This window comes from Pseudomonas sp. GW456-12-10-14-LB2 (genome assembly GCF_002884345.1).
Taxonomy (GTDB): Bacteria; Pseudomonadota; Gammaproteobacteria; order Pseudomonadales; family Pseudomonadaceae; genus Aquipseudomonas; species Aquipseudomonas paraglycinae.
The window spans coordinates 54,539-72,856 of the sequence record NZ_POHV01000015.1; the positions used below are offsets into that span (position 1 = coordinate 54,539).

The window sequence follows — 18,318 nt, forward strand, 5'->3', positions numbered from 1 at the left end:
GAGCACTATTGAGCGCTCCTTCTGGCTCGGGAGCCGTTGATTTTTATCAACTGCAGGCCTGACAGCGCTGACTTTCACTCGGAGGGCTGCGGCGGTTTGACGATCATCAGACTGCAGGGAGCCTGGTTCAACACGCTCTCGACGATACTGCCGATGAACCGGTGTTTGCCGTCGGGATACAGCGTGCCCAGCACCACCATGTCAAAAGCGTGCTGCCGGGCAAACAGGCCGATGACCTTTTGCGGGATGCCGGTCAGCAAGTGTCTGCATGAACTCTGGATGCCATAGCGTTCGGCGAGTGCTTCGAAAGCTTCTTGCTGGGCGTCCTCGATTGCACCTTTCAGACTGCCATCCAGGCTGCCTGTCGGCACACTTGCGGCCCCATCACCCATAACCGCCCAGCAACCGACATTGAGCAGGTGCAGCGTCGCGTCGCAGCCGGCCGCCAGTGTGGAAGCGAGGTCGAGTATCCGGTCGTTCAACCCTTGCGTCAGTTCTTCCAGATGCGACAGATCGACCGCCGCAAGAATTTTCATTGGCCTGGCATGCCCGGCGTGGGTCACCAGGTGCAGGTGTGCCGGACATTCGCGCAGCAAGTGCCAGTCCAGCGGGCGATGAAAGGCGCGGTCGAGTGCCGGGACGTAATGGGTATCCTTGATGACCAGGTCCGGATGAAAGTCATTCACGTACTCAAGCACGTGCGCCAGGTTCGATCTGGCCCAGACCACTTCAGTGGTCACGTTCAAGCCAATGCATCGTTTGAAGCGGGCCTGCTGCTCCAGCCAGTGCCGATGCACTTGCAGATACCCTTCCCGCGCCTGGGCCATTGCTTCCGGTGCAAACAGCCCGGCCGCTGCCAGCACCGGGACATAATCGAACGCGACGATGTGCAACAGCGCTCCGCTCGCACCACCCAGCGCATAGGCGCGTTCAAAGGCCGGGGTCAGGATCATTTCACCCGGGGCTATCAATAGAATGCGTTTGAGTTTGAGCATCACGTGCCTCTCCCCGAAACGTGTATCTGGAAGATTGCAAGCTTCATTTCCTGTGCCGGAACCCGGGCGTCGAAGCACGCACAAAGGCTTGATGCATGACGTCCCCCAGCGTGGTCACAACAGGCAATGCTGTCGTTCAAGTATCTGGCGGCGTTCGTGCGCAGTACTGATTTTTATCAATTGAGTCGGCGTTGCGTCACAGCAGTGATGCATGACTCATTTCCAATACGCCTGGATATTCGACAGCAACGGCTCCGTTCGTCGTTTCAGCTGGGCTCACGACACTTTTTGCGTGTCAAAGGCGCCTTGAGAACTATGCTCAACAGGTGACGGGGAGGGTTTCCTGGTGGCAGAAACTCGCGCGTACCACGACCAGCATCTCAAAACCGCATGCTCCAGTTGCAGCGTGCTCGAACTCTGTCTGCCGCTCGGCTTGACCGGTGGGGAAATCGAGCGTCTGGACACGCTGATCGTGCAGAGATCGAAGGTCAAAAAAGGTGTGGCGCTCTACCGTGCCGGCGACCCCTTGCGCTCGCTTTATGCCGTGCGGCTGGGCTCGTTCAAGACCAGCGTGCTGTCGATCGACGGTCGCGAGCAAGTCACCGGGTTCCAGATTGCCGGTGAAATGCTCGGTCTGGACGCCATCAGTTCGGATCTGCACACCTGCGATGCAGTCGCGCTGGAAGACAGCGAAGTCTGCCCCATCCATTTCGGTCATCTGGAAAAACTGGCCAGGGAGCTGCCATCACTGCAGCACAACCTGAACAAGATCCTCAGCCGGGAGATCGTTCGCGATCACGACATGCTGATGATGCTGGGCAACATGAGCTCGGATGAACGCTTGGCAGCGTTCCTGTTGAACATGTCGCAACGCTTGAACTCTCGTGGTTATTCGTCGCGCTGCTTTGTGTTGAAGATGCGTCGGGAGGAGATCGGCTCTTACCTGGGCCTGCGCCTCGAAACCATCTGTCGCGGCATCGCCCACCTGCGCGACATGGGGCTGGTGGAAATCACCGGCCGCGACGTCACCATTCAGAACATGGATGGGCTCAAGCAGTTGATCGTCGGCTGCCATCGTCACCTGCGGTGACCCTGCCGACGGGAGTGACGTCATGCGCGCCATGGTTCTGCACCGCCCCGGCCAGCCTTTGATACTTGAAGAGCGGCCCATTCCCACGCCCGGCTCACACCAGTTATTGATCAAGGTTTTGGCCTGCGGGGTGTGCCGTACCGATCTGCATCTGGTCGACGGTGAGTTGCCTCAGGCACGGTTGCCACGGGTGCCGGGGCATGAGGTGGTCGGCGCCGTCTCGGCCGTCGGTAGCGATGTCGGGCCCGAATGGGTCGGCCGAAGGGTCGGCGTTCCCTGGCTGGGCCGAACCTGCGGTCAGTGTTCGTTTTGCCGCACGGGCCGGGAAAACCTTTGCGACAAGGCCCAGTTCACCGGTTGCCATCTCGACGGTGGTTATGCCGAGTACCTCGTGGCCGACGCCCGTTTCTGCCTGGTCATTCCTGAAACCCTTTCCGATACCCAGGCTGCGCCGCTGCTGTGCGCAGGGCTGATCGGTTTTCGCGCATTGCAAATGGCCAGGGAGGCGCGCCATTTGGGGCTTTACGGTTTCGGGGCTGCGGCGCATCTGGCGATTCAGGTCGCACGCGCACGCAAACAGAAGGTGTATGCCTTTACACGACCGGATGACAGCGAAGGCCAGCGCTACGCCCGATCGCTGGGCGCCGAATGGGCCGGGCCTTCGGATCAGCCACCGCCACACCTGCTCGATGCCAGTCTGATCTTCGCCCCGGTCGGGGCCCTGGTGCCGTTGGCGCTGGCTGTCACGGCCAAAGGGGGGGGCGTGGTCTGCGCCGGAATTCACATGAGTGACATTCCGGCCTTCCCCTACCGGCTGCTGTGGGGCGAGCGCAGCGTCCGCTCGGTGGCCAACCTGACCCGCGAAGATGGCACGGCTTTTTTCGCGGAGCTGCAGCACGCCCCGGTGCACTGCGACACCACCCTGTTTGCGCTCGAAGAAGCCAATCAGGCACTGGAGCGATTGCGCGCCGGGCAATTCAACGGCGCGATCGTGCTCGTCCCGTGAGCGGCAGGACCTGCACCTTCACGGTGTAATCGCCACTTTCATCACTCCGTCACGCTGGTGCGCAAACAAGTCATAGGCTGCTTCGATGTCATCCAGTTTGAATCGGTGAGTCACCAGCGGTGACAGGTCAACCATGCCGCTCTGCACGACCGCCATCAAACGCCGCATACGCTCTTTCCCGCCGGGGCACAGGGTGGTGACGATGCTGTAATCGCCCAACCCGGCCGCAAAGGCGTCGAGGGGTATGTGCAGGTTGCTCGAGTAAACACCCAGGCTCGACAAGCGGCCGCCCGGACGCAGCACGCGCAACGCCGATTCAAAGGTACCTTGTGTGCCCAGTGCCTCGATCGCGACATCGACACCGCGCCCATCGGTGAGGGCCATGATCTGCTCGACCACATCGCCCTCGCGAAAATTGACGACATGCGTGGTCCCCAATCGACGCGCTACCGTCATGCGTTCGGCCACCGCATCGACACCGATGATCGTGCTGGCGCCTTTGAGCCGGGCACCGGCGACTGCACACAGACCAATGGGGCCGAGTGCGAATACGGCGACGCTGTCGCCGATGCTCACCTCGCCCCGTTCGGCACCGGAAAAACCGGTGGACATGATGTCAGGACACATCAGCACTTGTTCATCACTGAGGCCGTCCGGTATTGGACACAGATTGGCCATGGCATCGGGCACCAAGACGTATTCGGCCTGGCAGCCATCGATGGTGTTGCCGAACTTCCACCCGCCGATGGCCCGGAAACCATGACGAGTGTCCGGCCCGTCCTGAGAACCACAGCCACACAGGCAAGCATAACTTTGCCCACTGGGAGTGATGGCGCCGGCAATCACGCGTTGCCCCTCTACAAACCCGCGCACCTGTGATCCCAGACGCTCGATGAAGCCCACCGGCTCGTGACCGACCGTCAAACCCTGCGCCACCGGGTATTCGCCGCGCAGGATATGCACATCCGTACCGCATATAGTCGTGGTGGTTATTCGAATCAAAGCGTCCTGCGGGCCAACTTCGGGGATCGGCTTGTCGTCGAGCACGATGCGATTGTTCTCGACGAAAATCGCGGCTTTCATGGTGGCCATGAGCATTCTCCTGAGGGATTCGACTCGTAACCCAGCCTGCGCCGCACGGTCTGGCCAGCGTTTGATAATGATCAACAATCGACGACATCCACCTCGATTGACCACCCGTCTGACGGCGTTCTGCCGACCATCGGTTGTTTGACAAAGATCAAACGGCCACCCCGCGCCTGGCGCAGCCTGTAACCATCGGTTCAAGTGTCCTGCCAAAGGAGAGTCGTCATGTCAGAGCAATCGCGTTACATGCTGGTCGCCTCACCCCTGATGGAAAACAACCCTGCCTTCGACCGTGCAGCGGCACTGGCCAAGGCGGCGGGCGCGGCCCTGCACATCGTGGCTTTCGATTATCTGGAAGGTCTGGCGACCGCCAGCATGGTCAACGAGCAAGCACTGGAACAGATGCGAATCGGCTATATCGAGCGTCATCGTCAGTGGCTCGAAGAACGGGCGCATTCGATGCGCAAGCTCGGGGTCACCGTCACCACGGAAGTGGTGTGGGTGGAACGGCCCTTACAGGAAATCCTCATTCACCTCAGAGAACAGCCCATGGCGGCGTTGATCAAGGCGCTGGAGCCGGAATCGCTCCTGTCACGGTTGATGTTCACCCCGCTGGATATTCACCTGCTGCGCGAATGCCCGGTGCCGCTGCATTTCGTCAGCCATGTCGGGCATGCCCTGCCCCGCAAGATCCTGGCCGCCGTGGACCCGTTCCACCGTGACGGGCAGTACGCCGGCTTCAACGACCGGATCCTGCGCGAGGCCGCCAAACTGGCCAGCCTGTGCAATGCCGAACTCGACGTGCTGTATGCCCATGATCTGTCATCAATCAGCGCCAGTGAATTCGGCTTCAACAATGCCTCGGCGTTCTTCTCCTCCAGCGCCGCCAAGTCCCTGTTCGATGCCCAGGCCGAGGCGTTCCGCGAACTGGCCGAACGCAACGGCATTCCGGACGAGCGTCAGCACATGGTCATGGGCAACCCGGCCAAGGTGCTGTGCAGCTACGCGAGCGGGTATGACATCGACATGATCGTCATGGGCCGCGTCGGCCATCGCGGCGCAGGCCGGCTGGTCGGCAGCACGGTAGAACACCTGCTGTACAAGATTCCGTGCAGCGTATGGGTGGTGTCGCCGGAACACCTGGCTGACTGAGCGGGCCTGGTCCTCAGGAGCGATTGCGCCCGCCCAGCATCCGGTCCAGGGTGTCGTCGCCGACCCAGTAATGATGGAACAGTCCGGCAGCGGCATGCAGGCCGATCAGCCAGTAACCGGCATTGCCGATCAGCTCGTGCCAGCTCTTGATCTGCTTGGCCAGATCCGGATCGACCGCCACCGGCGCCGGCACATGAAAGCCGAAATACGGAAAAGGTTTGTCGCCGGCCGCGAGCATCAGCCAGGCCAGCACCGGGGTGGCGATCATCAGCCCATACAGGGCCAGGTGGATCAGGTGCGCGATTGCCGTCTGCCAGGCAGGCGGTTTGGGGGTGATCGGCGGACGCGGCGTCAGGCGGCCAAACAGGCGCACCCACACCAGAACGAAAATGCTCGCGCCGAACATCCCGTGCAGGCCCATTAACAGGCCCCGCGCTTCGCTGCCTCGGGGCATGAAGCCTTTGATTTCAACGCAGGCATACACGCCCACGAACAGCGCCAGCATCAGCCAGTGCAAGGTGATCGACAGTTTTCCATAATGGGGTGCGGCCATGTCGCGGGTCATAGTTGCCTCGTGATTGTTGTAAGCGACGGCCGACTCGTTCGGCTGTCTCGATCCGGTTGCCGGGCGAACCGACGGCGTCACACTGCCGTGACAGTCTTAAGACAATCTGAAGATCCGTCGTTCGTTAACCTTTTTTCACCTTCAGACTTCGTTAAGAAATGGTCCGGATACTCCACTCAAACCTATTGAGGGAGGCGTTCAGCCCATGCCCGATTCTGACTGGAACATCCACCTGCCCCTGCGTTTTGGCCAAGGCGAAACAACGCAGATGCAGCTGTCGAGCGCCCAACCCGGCGACGCTCAACGGGCGGCGTTCGAAGCGTTTATTCAACAACGTTTTCGCAAGGCCCACGGCGCCGATATCCGCCATTTCATGCCTGAACTGTTTGGTGTGCACAACGACTCCGGGGACTTGTGCGCGGTCGCTGGAGTACGTCGTGCGCACCTTGAACCACTTTTTCTCGAACGTTACCTGGATGAACCGATCGAGCCGTTGATCAGCGCGGCGGCAGACCATCCGGTGGAGCGCAGCGCGATTGTCGAAGTCGGCAACCTTGCCGCCAACGACACCGGCAGCGCGCGCCTGAGCATCATTGCGATCACTTATCTGTTGGCCATGGGCGGTCTGGAATGGGTGACCTTCACCGGCAATATCGGGCTGGTCAACAGCTTCCATCGCCTGGGTCTGAAGCCGGTGACGCTGTGCGCCGCTGACCCGGAGCGTCTGGGCGATGACCGTCACCACTGGGGCAGTTACTACGAAAGCAAACCCTGGGTGCACGTGGGCAATATCCGCTCCGGTTTCATCCATCTGCGCAACATCGGTCTGTTCAGTCGGCTGGGATTGCCGACTTCTGTCGAAGGAGCCTGCCATGTCGCTTGAACGCCAACGATTCCAGGAAACCCTGCGCAGCCATGCAGGGCGCAATGACAACGCCCTGGCGTTATGGGGCGACACGCTGAAAATCAGCTACACGACGCTGTACGCCGAGGTGATGTACCGCCAGCAGCGCCTGCGCGATGAAAAGGTGAAGGTTATCGCCCTGGCGCTGGACAACGGCGTCGAGGCCATACTCTGGGATCTGGCGGCGTTGTTTGAAGGTCTGGCCTGCGTGACGCTGCCGCCCTTTTTCAGCCCCGCGCAGCGTGCCCATTGCCTAGAGCAAAGCCAGGCCGAGCGAGTGATCGCCGAACCGGAGTTGGTGCCAGAATTGCTGGCCGCCGGTTATGAACAACGCGGTGAATTCTGGTGCCGCGCCTTTGAAGGCCCGAACCGCCTGCCAGTCGGCACCGCCAAACTGACGTTTACCTCCGGGACCACCGGTACACCGAAGGGCGTGTGCCTGAGCGCCGACAGTCTGCTGCGGGTCGCTCGGGAGCTGGAAGAGGCCAGCAAACCCACAGCCCCTCAACATCACGTGGCGTTGCTGCCGCTGGCGATCCTGCTGGAGAACCTCGGCTGTTACGCGGCGCTGTACGCCGGTGCGACGCTGAGCGTGCCGAGCCAGAAAACCCTGGGCATCCAGGGCGCCAGCGGCGTCGACCTGCCGCGCTTGCTGGGCTGTCTGGCCAGCCGGGCACCCGAGAGCCTGATTCTGGTGCCGCAATTGCTGCTGTTACTGGTCAGCGCTGCCGAACAGAAAGCCTTCGATCCGCAATCGCTGCGTTTTGCCGCCGTTGGTGGCGCACGGGTATCCGAGGATCTGCTGCACCGCGCGCAACGGGTCGGCCTGCCGGTCTACGAAGGCTACGGCCTGTCCGAATGCGCCTCGGTTGTCTGTCTCAACCGGCCTGGGGCTCGACGTCCGGGCAGCGTCGGGCGGCCCCTGCCCCACGTCGACGTGCGCTTGGCCGAAGATGGTGAGGTGTTGATCAAAGGCTCGCCCCTGCTCGGTTACCTTGGCGAACCGGCGTACACCGATGAGTGGTGGCCCAGCGGCGATCTGGGGGAGTTCGACCCGGAAGGTTTTCTCTACCTCAAGGGCCGCAAGAAGCATCAGTTCGTCACCAGTTTCGGCCGCAACGTCAACCCGGAATGGGTCGAATCCGAACTGACCCAGCGTCATCACATCGCCCAGGCCTTTGTGTATGGCGAAGCCTTGCCGCACAACCACGCCCTGCTCTGGCCGCACCGTCCGGACTGCACCGATGCTCAGCTCGCCGCCGCCGTCGCCGCTGCCAACGAGGCCTTGCCCGATTACGCCCAGGTGCATCACTGGACACGTCTCAAACAACCTTTCACGGCCGCCAACGGCCTGCTCACCGCCAACGGTCGCCCGCGCCGCGAGGCAATCGTCGCGCAGTACCGCGCCGTGCTTGCCGAATCCGCCCTTTCCGAGGAATCCGCACCATGAGTTTTTTCGACACCCTGCAAGAAGCCACGCACCAGGAACGCCACGAGCTGTTCAATTTGCCGATCATTCTCGATGCGCTGCAAGGCAAGGTCAGCCTTGAAAGTTATCGCGCGTTTCTCGCCCAGGCCTACTACCACGTGCGTCACACCGTACCTCTGATGATGGCCTGTGGTGCACGCCTGCCGACGCACCTGGAATGGCTGCGCAAAGCCGTGTGCGAATACATCGAGGACGAATACGGCCACGAGCAATGGGTGCTCAACGACATCGAGGCCTGTGGCGGTGACCGTAACGCGGTGCGTGACGGACAGCCGTCGCTGCCGATCGAGCTGATGGTCAGCTTTCTCTACGACCTGATCGCCCGAGGCAATCCGGTGGGCCTGTTTGGCATGGTCAACGTGCTGGAGGGCACCAGCATCGCCCTGGCCACCCACGCCGCGGGCAGTATCCGCGAGCGTCTGGCCCTGCCGGAAACGGCGTTCAGCTACCTCAGTTCCCACGGCTCGCTGGACATCGAGCACATGCAAACCTATCGCCGGCTGATGAATCAGCTGGAAGATCCGGCCGACCAGGCGGCGGTGATCCATGCCTCGAAAGTCGTCTATCGGCTCTACACCGACATGTTCCGCGGCCTGCCCCGTGACGCGGAGGCTCAACATGCAGCTGCATGAAGCCCGTGTGGTGTTGACCGGTGCCAGCGGCGGCATCGGGATAGCGATCACGCGTGCCTTGTGCGCTGCCGGTGCGCAGGTCCTGACGGTCGCGCGGCATCAGGAATCGCTGCGCCCGTTGCTCGACCTTTACCCGCAGAACCTGTGCTGGGTCGCCGCCGATCTGACGTTCCTCAGCGACCGGCGCAAGGTGCTGGCCGCCGCCGAGGCCATCGGCGGCATCAACCTGCTGATCAACGCCGCCGGGGTCAATCATTTCGCAATGCTGGAACAGCTCGACGACAGCGACATCAACGCCATGCTGGCGGTGAACATCGGTGCGCCGATCTGCCTGACCAAACTGTTGCTGCCGCTGCTCAAGCAGGCCGACAGTGCCATGGTGGTCAACGTCGGCTCGACCTATGGTTCGATCGGTTATCCAGGTTATGCCAGTTACTGCGCGACCAAGTTTGCCTTGCGCGGATTTTCCGAGGCCTTGCGCCGAGAGTTGGCGGATACCCGGGTCGGTGTGTTGTACGTGGCGCCCCGCGCCACACGCACCGCCATGAACAGCCCCGCCGCCCAGGCATTGAACGACGCACTCAAATCCAGCGTCGACGATCCGCAAGCCGTCGCTGCCGCCGTGATCCATGCGATTGCCGGTGATCGCCGCGACCTCTATCTGGGCTGGCCGGAGCGCTTCTTCGTACGCCTCAACAGCCTGCTGCCCAATCTGGTGGATCGCGGTCTGCGCAAGCAATTGCCATTGATCCGTCGCCTGAGTGAAAAACCTGAAAACGAGACGCCGAAACCATGAAAAAAATTCTCGCCTGTGTGCTGCTGGGCGCCCTCAGTCAATGTGTCTGGGCGCTGGACGCTGCCGATCAACAACGCCTCAACAGCATCCAACAGAGCTGGGCGCACATCCAGTACGAAACACCGGAAAAACAGCGCGCCGCTGCATTTGAACAGTTGGCCGTCCAGGCAACGCACTTCGCCACCGAACGTCCGGCCGTCGCCGAGGCCTGGATCTGGAAAGGCATCGTCACCAGCAGTTGGGCCGGTGCCGAGGGCGGGCTCGGGGCCCTGGGCAAAGCCAAGGACGCCAAAGCCGATCTGGAAAAATCCCTGACCCTCGACCCCAAGGCATTGCAAGGTTCGGCCTACACCAGCCTTGCCGCGCTGTACGACCGGGTACCGGGCTGGCCGATCGGGTTCGGCGACAGCGACAAGGCTGAACAACTGCTCAAACAGGCCCTGCAACTCAACCCGGACGGCATCGACAGTCTGTACTTCTGGGGCGATCACCTTTATCGTCAAAAACGCTACGCTGAAGCCAAAGCAGCGCTGCTCAAGGCCCTGCAAGCCGCTCCTCGCCCAGGCCGGGAAAGTGCCGATGCCGGGCGCCGCAAAGAGATCGCCGCGTTGCTGGTGGACGTGAACAAGAAACTCGACTGACAGGAGTCCGTGTGCGTTTATTACTGATCGAGGATGACGTGGCCCTCGGCGAGGGCATTCATCAGGCGCTGGGGCGCGAGGGCTACACCGTCGACTGGCTCAAGGACGGCAGCAGCGCCCTGCACGCCCTGCTCAGCGAAACCTTTGATTTGGCGGTGCTCGATCTCGGCCTGCCGCGCATGGATGGGCTCGAAGTCCTGCGTCGTCTGCGTGGCAGCGGTTCGAACCTGCCGGTGCTGATCCTCACCGCCCGCGATGCCACCGAAGACCGCATCGCGGGGCTGGATGCCGGCGCCGACGACTATCTGATCAAACCCTTCGACCTGGCCGAGCTCAAGGCCCGCCTGCGCGCCCTGCTGCGGCGCAGTGCCGGACGCGCGCAGATGCTGATCGAACATGCCGGCATCAGCCTCAACCCCGGCACCCAGCAAGTCAGCTACCTGGGGCAGCCGGTGGTGCTCACGCCCAAGGAATATCAGTTGTTGCACGAACTGCTCTCGCCGCCGGGTCGGGTCATGACCCGCGACCACCTCACACAACTGCTTTACGGCTGGAACGAAGAAGCCGAAAGCAACACTCTCGAAGTGCATATTCATCACCTGCGCAAGAAATTCTCCACCGACCTGATCCGCACCATTCGCGGCGTGGGTTATCTGGTGGAGGAGCGCCGATGACCTCGATCCGGCGCCGCACCCTGACCCTGATCATCGGCCTGATGCTCGCCGGTCTGACCGTGCTCAGCCTGTTCAATCTGCACGACAGCAACCACGAAATCGCCGAAGTCTACGACGCGCAACTGGCGCAGAACGCACGGTTGCTGCAAGGCGTGATGCGCATGCCGTTGCCGGGGCAGGAGCACGCGGATCTTTATCGGGCGTTCAACTCGGCCCTGGCTGAAGCCGTGCCCAAGGGTGACGGCCATCCCTACGAAAGAAAGCTCGCCTTTCAGGTCTGGAATGCCAAGGGCGAGGTCCTGGTGCATACCGCCAGCGCGCCCTCCTTCAGCACGCCACCGATCCAGCCTGGCTTCAGCGACGTGGAGGATCTGAACAAGCGCCACTGGCGGGCGTTTGTGCTTGAAGACAAACAGAACGGTTTGCGCATCTGGGTGGGTGAGCGTGGCGATGTGCGAGCGGACCTGGTTGACCGGATCGTCCGCCATACCCTGTGGCCGAACGTGATCGGCAGTCTGATCCTGGCGGCGATGATCTGGCTGGCCATCGGCTGGGGGCTCAAGCCCCTGGCCAATATGGCGGCGACGCTACGCGCCAGGCACAGCGGCTCCCTCGAACCGCTGCAACTGACGCCGCTGCCCAGCGAACTGGAACCAATGCAGGCCGCGCTCAACCGCATGCTTGCGCAGATCCAGGAAGTGCTCGGTCGCGAGCGCCGGTTCATCGCCGACGCCGCCCACGAAATGCGCACGCCGCTGGCGGTTCTGCGGGTACACGCGCAAAACCTGCTGGAAGCCGGCACCGAGCAGGAACGTCGCGAGTCACTCGAGTTTCTGATTGCCGGCGTGGATCGAACCAGCCGACTGGTCAATCAGTTGCTGACCATGGCCCGCCTCGAACCCAAGGCCAGTGCGCCTGCCAACCAACGCATCGACCTTGGCGACACCGTGCGCAACAGTCTGGTGCAACTCACGCCATGGTTGCTGAGCAAGCATCTGGAACTGGCCTTCGACGTCAGCGAACAACCTTTTCCAGTGTTCGCCGATGCTGCCACCATCGACATTGCCCTGAACAACCTCATCACCAACGCCGCCAACTTCTCCCCGGAGCAAGGCGTGATCAGTGTGCAATTGACCCGGGCCGACGGGTTTTACCATTTGAGCGTTGAAGATCAGGGGCCGGGTATCGATGAAGCGGACAGGGCACGACTGTTCGAACGGTTCTACAGCCGGGGCAATCCCGAGGGCGCGGGCCTCGGGCTGACCATCGTCAATACCATCGCAACGCGTCTGGGTGGAGGGATCACACTGGAAAACCGGGTCGAAGGTGGCCTGCGGGCGACGTTGTCGATTCCCGCCGGTTGAACAGGTCTTGAGACCGTTTGAGTCAAGGCGCAACCATCGGCGGCGCCTTGCCTTGCAGGGCCATTGAGTCAACGTTTGAGCGCTGCACCGTCTCCGGCACCGCCACCCAAAGCAGCACCAGCGCCGCCATCGCCACCCCCGCCAAGGTCAGGAACGCAGCGCTGTAACCGGCCTCTTGTACCACGATGCCCGCCAGACTGTTGCTCAATGCAGCACCCAGACCGAACACCGTTGAAATCGCCCCGAGACTGACATTGAAATGCCCGGTCCCCTGCGTCAGGTCTTTCACCACCACCGGAAACAGCGCGCCGAAAATCCCCGCGCCGATGCCATCGAGCAACTGCACCGAAACCAGCCACCTCGGATCGTTCGACAGCACATACAACACGCCACGCAACGGCAGGATCAGAAACCCCGCCAGCAGCAACGGCTTGCGTCCCCACAGATCCGCTTTCGCTCCCACCAGCAGCGCGACCGGCACCATCACGAGTTGCGCCGCGACGATGCAGGCGGACGTGAGCGGCGTGGCCATTTGCAGATTGGCCTGCGCCAGTTTCTGACTCACCAGCGGCAACATCGCCGCGTTCGCCAGATGAAACAGCGCGCAGCAAATCGCAAATATCAGCAACGGTCGGTTGGTGAGCAACACGGAAAAGCCCGAAGGCTGCTTGCCCTGCCCCGTTTCGCTGGGATTCAGGCCTCGGGCGAGATCGTGGTCAATCGCGTCTGCCGATACGAACGAAACGGCAATCACGCTGGCCAGCGCCATGACCGCCATCAAATAAAACACCGCGACCGGGCCGAACAGGTACGCGGACAAACCGGCCAACAACGCGGCGCAGGCGTTGCCGGCGTGATTGAAAGTTTCGTTGCGCCCAGTTCTTCGCGTGAAGGCACGAGGCCCGGTAATGCCGAGGGTGATCGCGCAAATGGCCGGCGCGAAAATCGAAGCGGCGACGGCACTGATAGCTTGCGTCACCGCCACCAGGCTGAACGACGTCACAAACGGCAGCAGCAGACAGCTTGCGGTGACCACCAGCGCGGCAATCGCAATCAGCGACCGTTTGAAGCGCGTGCTGTCGACCAGTGCGCCTGCCGGGGTCTGCGTGATGAGCGCGGCGATCCCGGCAATCGTCATCACCAGGCCAATGCTCGCCGGCTCCCAGTGGTGAACCGCCAGCAGGTAAATCGCCAGATAAGGACCGAGCCCGTCACGCACATCGGCGAGGAAGAAATTCAGGCTGTCGAGGGACAGGTTATTGCGGCGATCGAGGTGAGTGGCCACGGGTAACGCCTTCGTTGTCGAGGTTCTGCGAGATGACTCAACCTCCGCAAATCGAATGACCTTTTGCCAAGCATTTTAGTTGCATGAAACAGCTTCTTTACTGGCCCATCAACAACTCGCGCTCGCCTTCGCACAACCCCACCACGTAATCCCAGACCACCCGCAACCGCACCGACTTGTGCAACTCGCGCCGCGTACTGATCCAGTAGCTGCGCTCGATGCTCTCATCGGGCAACAGCGGCACCAGATCCGGGTCCGACGCGGCCATGTAACAAGGAAGAACTGCAATGCCGAGACCTGAGCGCGCCGCCTGCTGCTGCGCGATCACGCTGGTGCTGTGAAACACAACACGCGGGTTGCGACAGAAGCTGTTGAGAAACATCAGTTCCTGACTGAACAGCAGATCATCGACGTAGCCGATCCACGCGTGTCGTCCGAGATCTTCGCGACTGCGCAGCGGCGGCGCATTGTCGAGATAGGCGCGGCTGGCATAGAGCGCGAGCCGGTAATCGGTGAGTTTGCGGGTGACCAGCATGTCAGCTGCCGGCCGTTCCAGGTGAATGCTGATTTCCGCCTCGCGGTTGAGGATGCTGACGAAACGCGGCACCGCCACCAGTTCCACTTCCAGCCCCGGATAGCGTTCGAACAACCCGATCATGCGGCTGGCCAAAAACATGATGCCCAGCCCTTCCGTGACGCCGACGCGAATCTTGCCCAGCGGTGCGGTGGACTGGGTGATTTCTTCCTGGGCGAGCAGCGCGACGTTTTCCATCGCTTCGGCGTGTTTGAGCAGCGCCTCCCCCGCCGGGGTCATTTCGTAGCCTTGGGCGTGCTGGACGAACAGCGCGGTGCCGAGGCTTTTTTCGATGGCCTCGATATGCCGGGCGACGGTGGCGTGCGTGGTGTTCAGGCGGCGGGCGGCAGTGAGCAAGCGGCCGCTGCGCTGCAACTCGAGAAAGAACCGCAGGTCGTTCCAGTCGAACATGGCTTGTCCTTGTCGGCTATCGTCAGGGAGCGCTGTTTGAAAACGCACAGCGGCTGCGCAAAAACTAACATTCTTTTGACGAAAGCTAACAACTAGGATGACCGACAACAAAAACAATAAGCGAGGTCAGGGAATGCAGACTTCCCTCGATGAATTCGATTACATCGTGGTCGGTGCCGGGCCGGCCGGGTGTTTGCTGGCCAATCGGCTGTCGGCGGATCCACAGCAGCGCGTGCTGTTGCTGGAGGCCGGCGGGCGCGACAACTACCCGTGGATTCACATCCCCGTGGGTTACCTGTTCTGCATCGGCAACCCGCGCACCGACTGGTGCTTCAAGACCGAAGAGCAACCGGGCCTCAATGGCCGCGCGCTGAGTTATCCGCGCGGCAAGGTGCTGGGCGGCTGTTCGTCGATCAACGGCATGATCTACATGCGCGGCCAGGCCAACGACTACGACGGCTGGGCTGCGGAGGGCAATCCGGGCTGGGCCTGGAATGACGTGCTGCCATTGTTCAAAAAGAGCGAAAACCACTTCGCCGGCGCGGCGGACTTTCATGGCGACAAGGGTGAGTGGCGAGTCGAACGCCAGCGCCTGTCGTGGCCGATTCTCGATGCCTTCCGCAGTGCTGCCGAGCAGAGCGGCATCGCCAGCATTGATGACTTCAACCAGGGCGACAACGAGGGTTGCGGCTACTTTCAGGTCAATCAGAAAGCCGGCGTACGCTGGAATGCGGCGAAGGCGTTTCTGAACCCGATTCGCGATCGGGCCAATCTCAAGGTGTTGACTGACGTCGAGGTTGATCGCGTGTTGTTCGAGGACGGTCGCGCTTCGAAAGTCAGCGCCCGGTGGCAGGGTCAACAAAAGAGTTTCAAGGCGCGCAAGGAGATCGTGTTGTGCGCCGGCTCCGTGGGTTCGCCGAGCATTCTGCAACGCTCCGGAATCGGCCCGCGCCCGCTGCTGGAAAAGCTCGGGATCGGCGTGGTGCATGAACTGCCGGGCGTCGGCGGCAACCTGCAGGATCACCTGCAACTGCGGCTGATCTACAAACTGGAAAACGCCCGCACCCTCAACCAGATCGCCGGTAGTGTGTGGGGCAAGATGGGCATGGGCCTGCGTTATCTGTATGACCGCAGCGGGCCGTTGTCGATGGCGCCGAGTCAGCTGGGCGCGTTTGCCCGATCCGGGCCGGAACAGACCTCGGCCAACCTCGAATATCACGTGCAACCGCTGTCGCTGGAGCGCTTTGGCGAGCCGTTGCACAGCTTCCCCGCGTTCACTGCATCGGTGTGTGATCTGCGGCCGCAGAGCCGTGGCCGAATAGAGATCCGCTCCGCCGATCCGAAAGAAGCCCCGCTGATTCAACCCAATTACCTCAGCCATCCCGAAGACCTGCGCGTGGCCGCCGACGCGATTCGCCTGACCCGGCGCATCGTCAGCGCCCCGGCCCTGCAAGCCTTCAATCCGGTGGAATACCTGCCCGGCGCCAGCCTGCAGACCGAAGAACAACTGCACGAAGCGGCGGCGAAGATCGGCACGACGATTTTCCACCCGGTCGGCACCTGTCGCATGGGCAACGACGCGGACGCGGTGGTCGATGCGCAGTTGCGCGTGCACGGCGTGCCCGGTCTGCGGATTGCCGATGCGTCGATCATGCCGCGCATTACCTCGGGCAACACCTGTTCGCCTACGCTGATGATTGCTGAAAAAGCGGCACAGCTGATTCTCAACCCAACCGCCCGGAGTTTTCCCGCCGAAGAAAAAGCACTGACCGCACTCTCTTGACCAAAGGAACAGCGGCGCACGCCCACAAGGTCGGCGCCGACAGTGGAAACAACAAAAACAATCACTGTGAGGGATACCGATATGTCAGAACACGCTCAACCGCTGGACGCCGTGCGCAGCACGGACGCCAGCCCCGATACCCGAAAGGTCATATTCGCCTCGTCCCTGGGGACGGTGTTCGAGTGGTATGACTTTTTTCTCTACGGCGCCCTGGCGGCGGTCATCAGCAAGCAGTTCTTCGCTGGGGTCAACGACACCACGGCGTTCATCTTCGCGCTGATGGCGTTTGCCGCAGGCTTCATCGTGCGGCCGTTCGGGGCGCTGGTGTTCGGTCGGTTGGGGGACATGATCGGGCGCAAATACACCTTCCTCGCGACCATCATCCTGATGGGCGTAGCGACCTTCGCGGTGGGCCTGCTGCCGACCTACGCCAGCATCGGCATCGCCGCGCCGATCATTCTTGTTGTGTTGCGCATGCTGCAGGGCCTGGCCCTTGGCGGCGAATATGGCGGCGCCGCAACTTACGTGGCGGAGCACGCGCCGATCGGCAAACGCGGTTTCCACACAAGCTGGATTCAATCCACTGCCACCCTCGGTCTGCTGCTGTCGCTGCTGGTGGTGCTCGGTTGCCGCTACTTCACCGGCGATCAGTTCGAAGTCTGGGGCTGGCGCATTCCGTTCCTGCTGTCGATCGTGCTGCTGGGCATTTCCACCTGGATTCGCCTGAGCCTGCACGAGTCGCCGGCCTATCTGAAAATGAAAGAGGAAGGCAAGGCCAGCAAGGCGCCGATCCGCGAATCCTTTGGTAAATGGGAAAACCTCAAGGTCGTGCTGATCGCACTGTTCAGCATCAACGCCGGCCAGGCGGTGACCTTTTATGCGGCGCAGTTCTACGTGCTGTTCTTCCTCACCCAGTTCCTGAAAATGGACCCGGCGGTGGCCAACAGTCTGTTGATCATCAGCGTGGTGATCGGCGCGCCGTTCTTCATCATTTTCGGCTGGCTATCGGACAAGGTAGGGCGCAAACCGGTGCTGATGCTCGGCCTGCTGCTGGCCACCGCGCTGTACTTCCCGATCTTCAAATCCCTGGCCCACTACGCCAACCCGGCCATCGACCACGCCAGCCGTCAGGCACCGATCACCGTGGTGGCTGACCCGGCGACCTGCACCTTCCAGTTCGATCCGGTGGGCAAGGCCAAATTCGACAGCCCGTGCGACAAGGTCAAGACCTTCCTGGTCAAGCAAGGCCTGCCCTACTCCAGCGTCGCCGCCCCAGCGGGCAGCACGGTGCAAGTGAGCGTCGGAGATGTGAAACTCGACGGCTTCGACGAAGCAGCCTTACGCGGCGCCATCACCCTCGCCGGTTATCCGCAACAGGCTGACATGCAGCAGATCAACAAACCGATGATCGTGGCCCTGATCGTCGGCCTGATCATCATCTCGGCCATGTGCTACGGCCCGCTCGCGGCGCTGATGGTCGAACTGTTCCCGACCCGCATCCGCTACACCTCGATGTCCCTGCCGTACCACATCGGTAACGGCTGGTTCGGCGGTTTCCTGCCGACCGTGTCGTTTGCGCTGGTGGTGTACACCGGGGATATTTTCTATGGGCTGTGGTATCCGGTTTTGATCACCGGGGTGAGCCTGGTGGTGGGCATGATCTGTTTGCGGGAGACCAAGAATATCGACCTCGACAAGAACTGATGCAGGCTGTCGCTGACGGGGCAGTTCCTCGTCAGCGACGTACCGTGCGGCCACTCGTCGGCGCTGTAGAACTTCTCGCGGGTCCCAATTTGCTTCGGCAAAAACTCGTCTACGATAAATCAGACCAATAGACCCTACGACGCAGAAAAGCGTTCGTGGCGTGGGGG

The 18,318-nt window shown here is 61.7% G+C and carries 17 protein-coding genes; 12 read left to right on the plus strand and 5 right to left on the minus strand.

Annotation, left to right across the window (positions count from 1 at the left end; genetic code table 11):
* Window positions 1–74 precede the first annotated feature (74 nt).
* Window positions 75–995 carry a universal stress protein gene (locus C1X29_RS12750; protein WP_085746147.1) on the minus strand — a complete coding sequence of 307 codons (921 nt, stop codon included), beginning with the start codon at window positions 993–995 and terminating at the stop codon, window positions 75–77.
* Window positions 996–1,341: 346 nt separating this feature from the next.
* Here C1X29_RS12750 and fnr point away from each other — a divergent pair, with 346 nt between their 5' ends.
* Entirely contained in the window at window positions 1,342–2,085 is a 744-nt protein-coding gene (gene fnr, locus C1X29_RS12755) for a fumarate/nitrate reduction transcriptional regulator Fnr (protein WP_102717580.1), read from the plus strand.
* 22 nt (window positions 2,086–2,107) lie between these two features.
* Window positions 2,108–3,091 carry a zinc-dependent alcohol dehydrogenase family protein gene (locus C1X29_RS12760; RefSeq protein WP_085746145.1) on the plus strand — a complete coding sequence of 328 codons (984 nt, stop codon included), beginning with the start codon at window positions 2,108–2,110 and terminating at the stop codon, window positions 3,089–3,091.
* An 18-nt stretch (window positions 3,092–3,109) separates the two neighbouring features.
* Here the strand turns inward: C1X29_RS12760 and C1X29_RS12765 are convergent, their stop codons facing one another.
* On the minus strand, window positions 3,110–4,183 hold the full coding sequence (locus tag C1X29_RS12765; protein ID WP_102717581.1) for an NAD(P)-dependent alcohol dehydrogenase: 1,074 nt from the start codon (window positions 4,181–4,183) through the stop codon (window positions 3,110–3,112).
* 219 nt (window positions 4,184–4,402) lie between these two features.
* Between C1X29_RS12765 and C1X29_RS12770 the strand changes: the two genes are divergently transcribed.
* Complete coding sequence (locus tag C1X29_RS12770; RefSeq protein WP_102717582.1) at window positions 4,403–5,329, plus strand: universal stress protein; 927 nt, start codon at window positions 4,403–4,405, stop codon at window positions 5,327–5,329.
* A gap of 13 nt (window positions 5,330–5,342) precedes the next feature.
* Here the strand turns inward: C1X29_RS12770 and C1X29_RS12775 are convergent, their stop codons facing one another.
* Window positions 5,343–5,894: a cytochrome b gene (locus C1X29_RS12775; RefSeq protein WP_102717583.1), complete on the minus strand. Its 552-nt coding sequence runs from the start codon at window positions 5,892–5,894 to the stop codon at window positions 5,343–5,345.
* Between the two features lie 205 nt (window positions 5,895–6,099).
* On the opposite strand from C1X29_RS12775, the gene C1X29_RS12780 reads away from it, so the two are divergent.
* The 7 genes from C1X29_RS12780 to C1X29_RS12810 are packed head-to-tail and all read left to right on the plus strand — an operon-like array spanning window position 6,100 to window position 12,394.
* Entirely contained in the window at window positions 6,100–6,777 is a 678-nt protein-coding gene (locus C1X29_RS12780) for a thermostable hemolysin (RefSeq protein ID WP_102717584.1), read from the plus strand.
* Window positions 6,767–8,248 carry an AMP-binding protein gene (locus tag C1X29_RS12785; protein ID WP_102717585.1) on the plus strand — a complete coding sequence of 494 codons (1,482 nt, stop codon included), beginning with the start codon at window positions 6,767–6,769 and terminating at the stop codon, window positions 8,246–8,248. The genes C1X29_RS12780 and C1X29_RS12785 overlap by 11 nt, the downstream gene beginning before the upstream one ends.
* Window positions 8,245–8,919, plus strand: coding sequence for a TenA family transcriptional regulator (locus C1X29_RS12790; protein WP_039767068.1), 675 nt, complete (start codon window positions 8,245–8,247; stop codon window positions 8,917–8,919). Before C1X29_RS12785 ends, C1X29_RS12790 begins: the two co-directional genes overlap by 4 nt.
* Window positions 8,906–9,715 (plus strand): SDR family oxidoreductase, encoded by an 810-nt coding sequence (locus C1X29_RS12795; RefSeq protein WP_102717586.1) that lies wholly within the window; start codon window positions 8,906–8,908, stop codon window positions 9,713–9,715. The genes C1X29_RS12790 and C1X29_RS12795 overlap by 14 nt, the downstream gene beginning before the upstream one ends.
* On the plus strand, window positions 9,712–10,356 hold the full coding sequence (locus C1X29_RS12800) for a tetratricopeptide repeat protein (protein WP_102717587.1): 645 nt from the start codon (window positions 9,712–9,714) through the stop codon (window positions 10,354–10,356). Before C1X29_RS12795 ends, C1X29_RS12800 begins: the two co-directional genes overlap by 4 nt.
* An 11-nt stretch (window positions 10,357–10,367) precedes the next feature.
* Window positions 10,368–11,030 (plus strand): response regulator, encoded by a 663-nt coding sequence (locus tag C1X29_RS12805; protein ID WP_064379489.1) that lies wholly within the window; start codon window positions 10,368–10,370, stop codon window positions 11,028–11,030.
* Window positions 11,027–12,394 (plus strand): ATP-binding protein, encoded by a 1,368-nt coding sequence (locus tag C1X29_RS12810; protein WP_102717588.1) that lies wholly within the window; start codon window positions 11,027–11,029, stop codon window positions 12,392–12,394. The genes C1X29_RS12805 and C1X29_RS12810 overlap by 4 nt, the downstream gene beginning before the upstream one ends.
* Window positions 12,395–12,416: 22 nt before the next feature.
* Here C1X29_RS12810 and C1X29_RS12815 read toward each other — a convergent pair whose 3' ends face one another.
* The gene (locus tag C1X29_RS12815) at window positions 12,417–13,679 is read right to left on the minus strand and encodes an MFS transporter (RefSeq protein WP_102717589.1); all 1,263 of its coding nucleotides are present in this window, start codon (window positions 13,677–13,679) and stop codon (window positions 12,417–12,419) included.
* 97 nt (window positions 13,680–13,776) lie between these two features.
* Window positions 13,777–14,664: a LysR family transcriptional regulator gene (locus C1X29_RS12820; RefSeq protein WP_064379494.1), complete on the minus strand. Its 888-nt coding sequence runs from the start codon at window positions 14,662–14,664 to the stop codon at window positions 13,777–13,779.
* Between the two features lie 133 nt (window positions 14,665–14,797).
* On the opposite strand from C1X29_RS12820, the gene C1X29_RS12825 reads away from it, so the two are divergent.
* Window positions 14,798–16,447: a GMC family oxidoreductase gene (locus tag C1X29_RS12825; RefSeq protein ID WP_102717590.1), complete on the plus strand. Its 1,650-nt coding sequence runs from the start codon at window positions 14,798–14,800 to the stop codon at window positions 16,445–16,447.
* Window positions 16,448–16,528: 81 nt separating this feature from the next.
* Window positions 16,529–18,151, plus strand: a complete 1,623-nt coding sequence (locus tag C1X29_RS12830) for an MFS transporter (RefSeq protein WP_085746133.1) — start codon at window positions 16,529–16,531, stop codon at window positions 18,149–18,151.
* Window positions 18,152–18,318 lie beyond the last annotated feature (167 nt).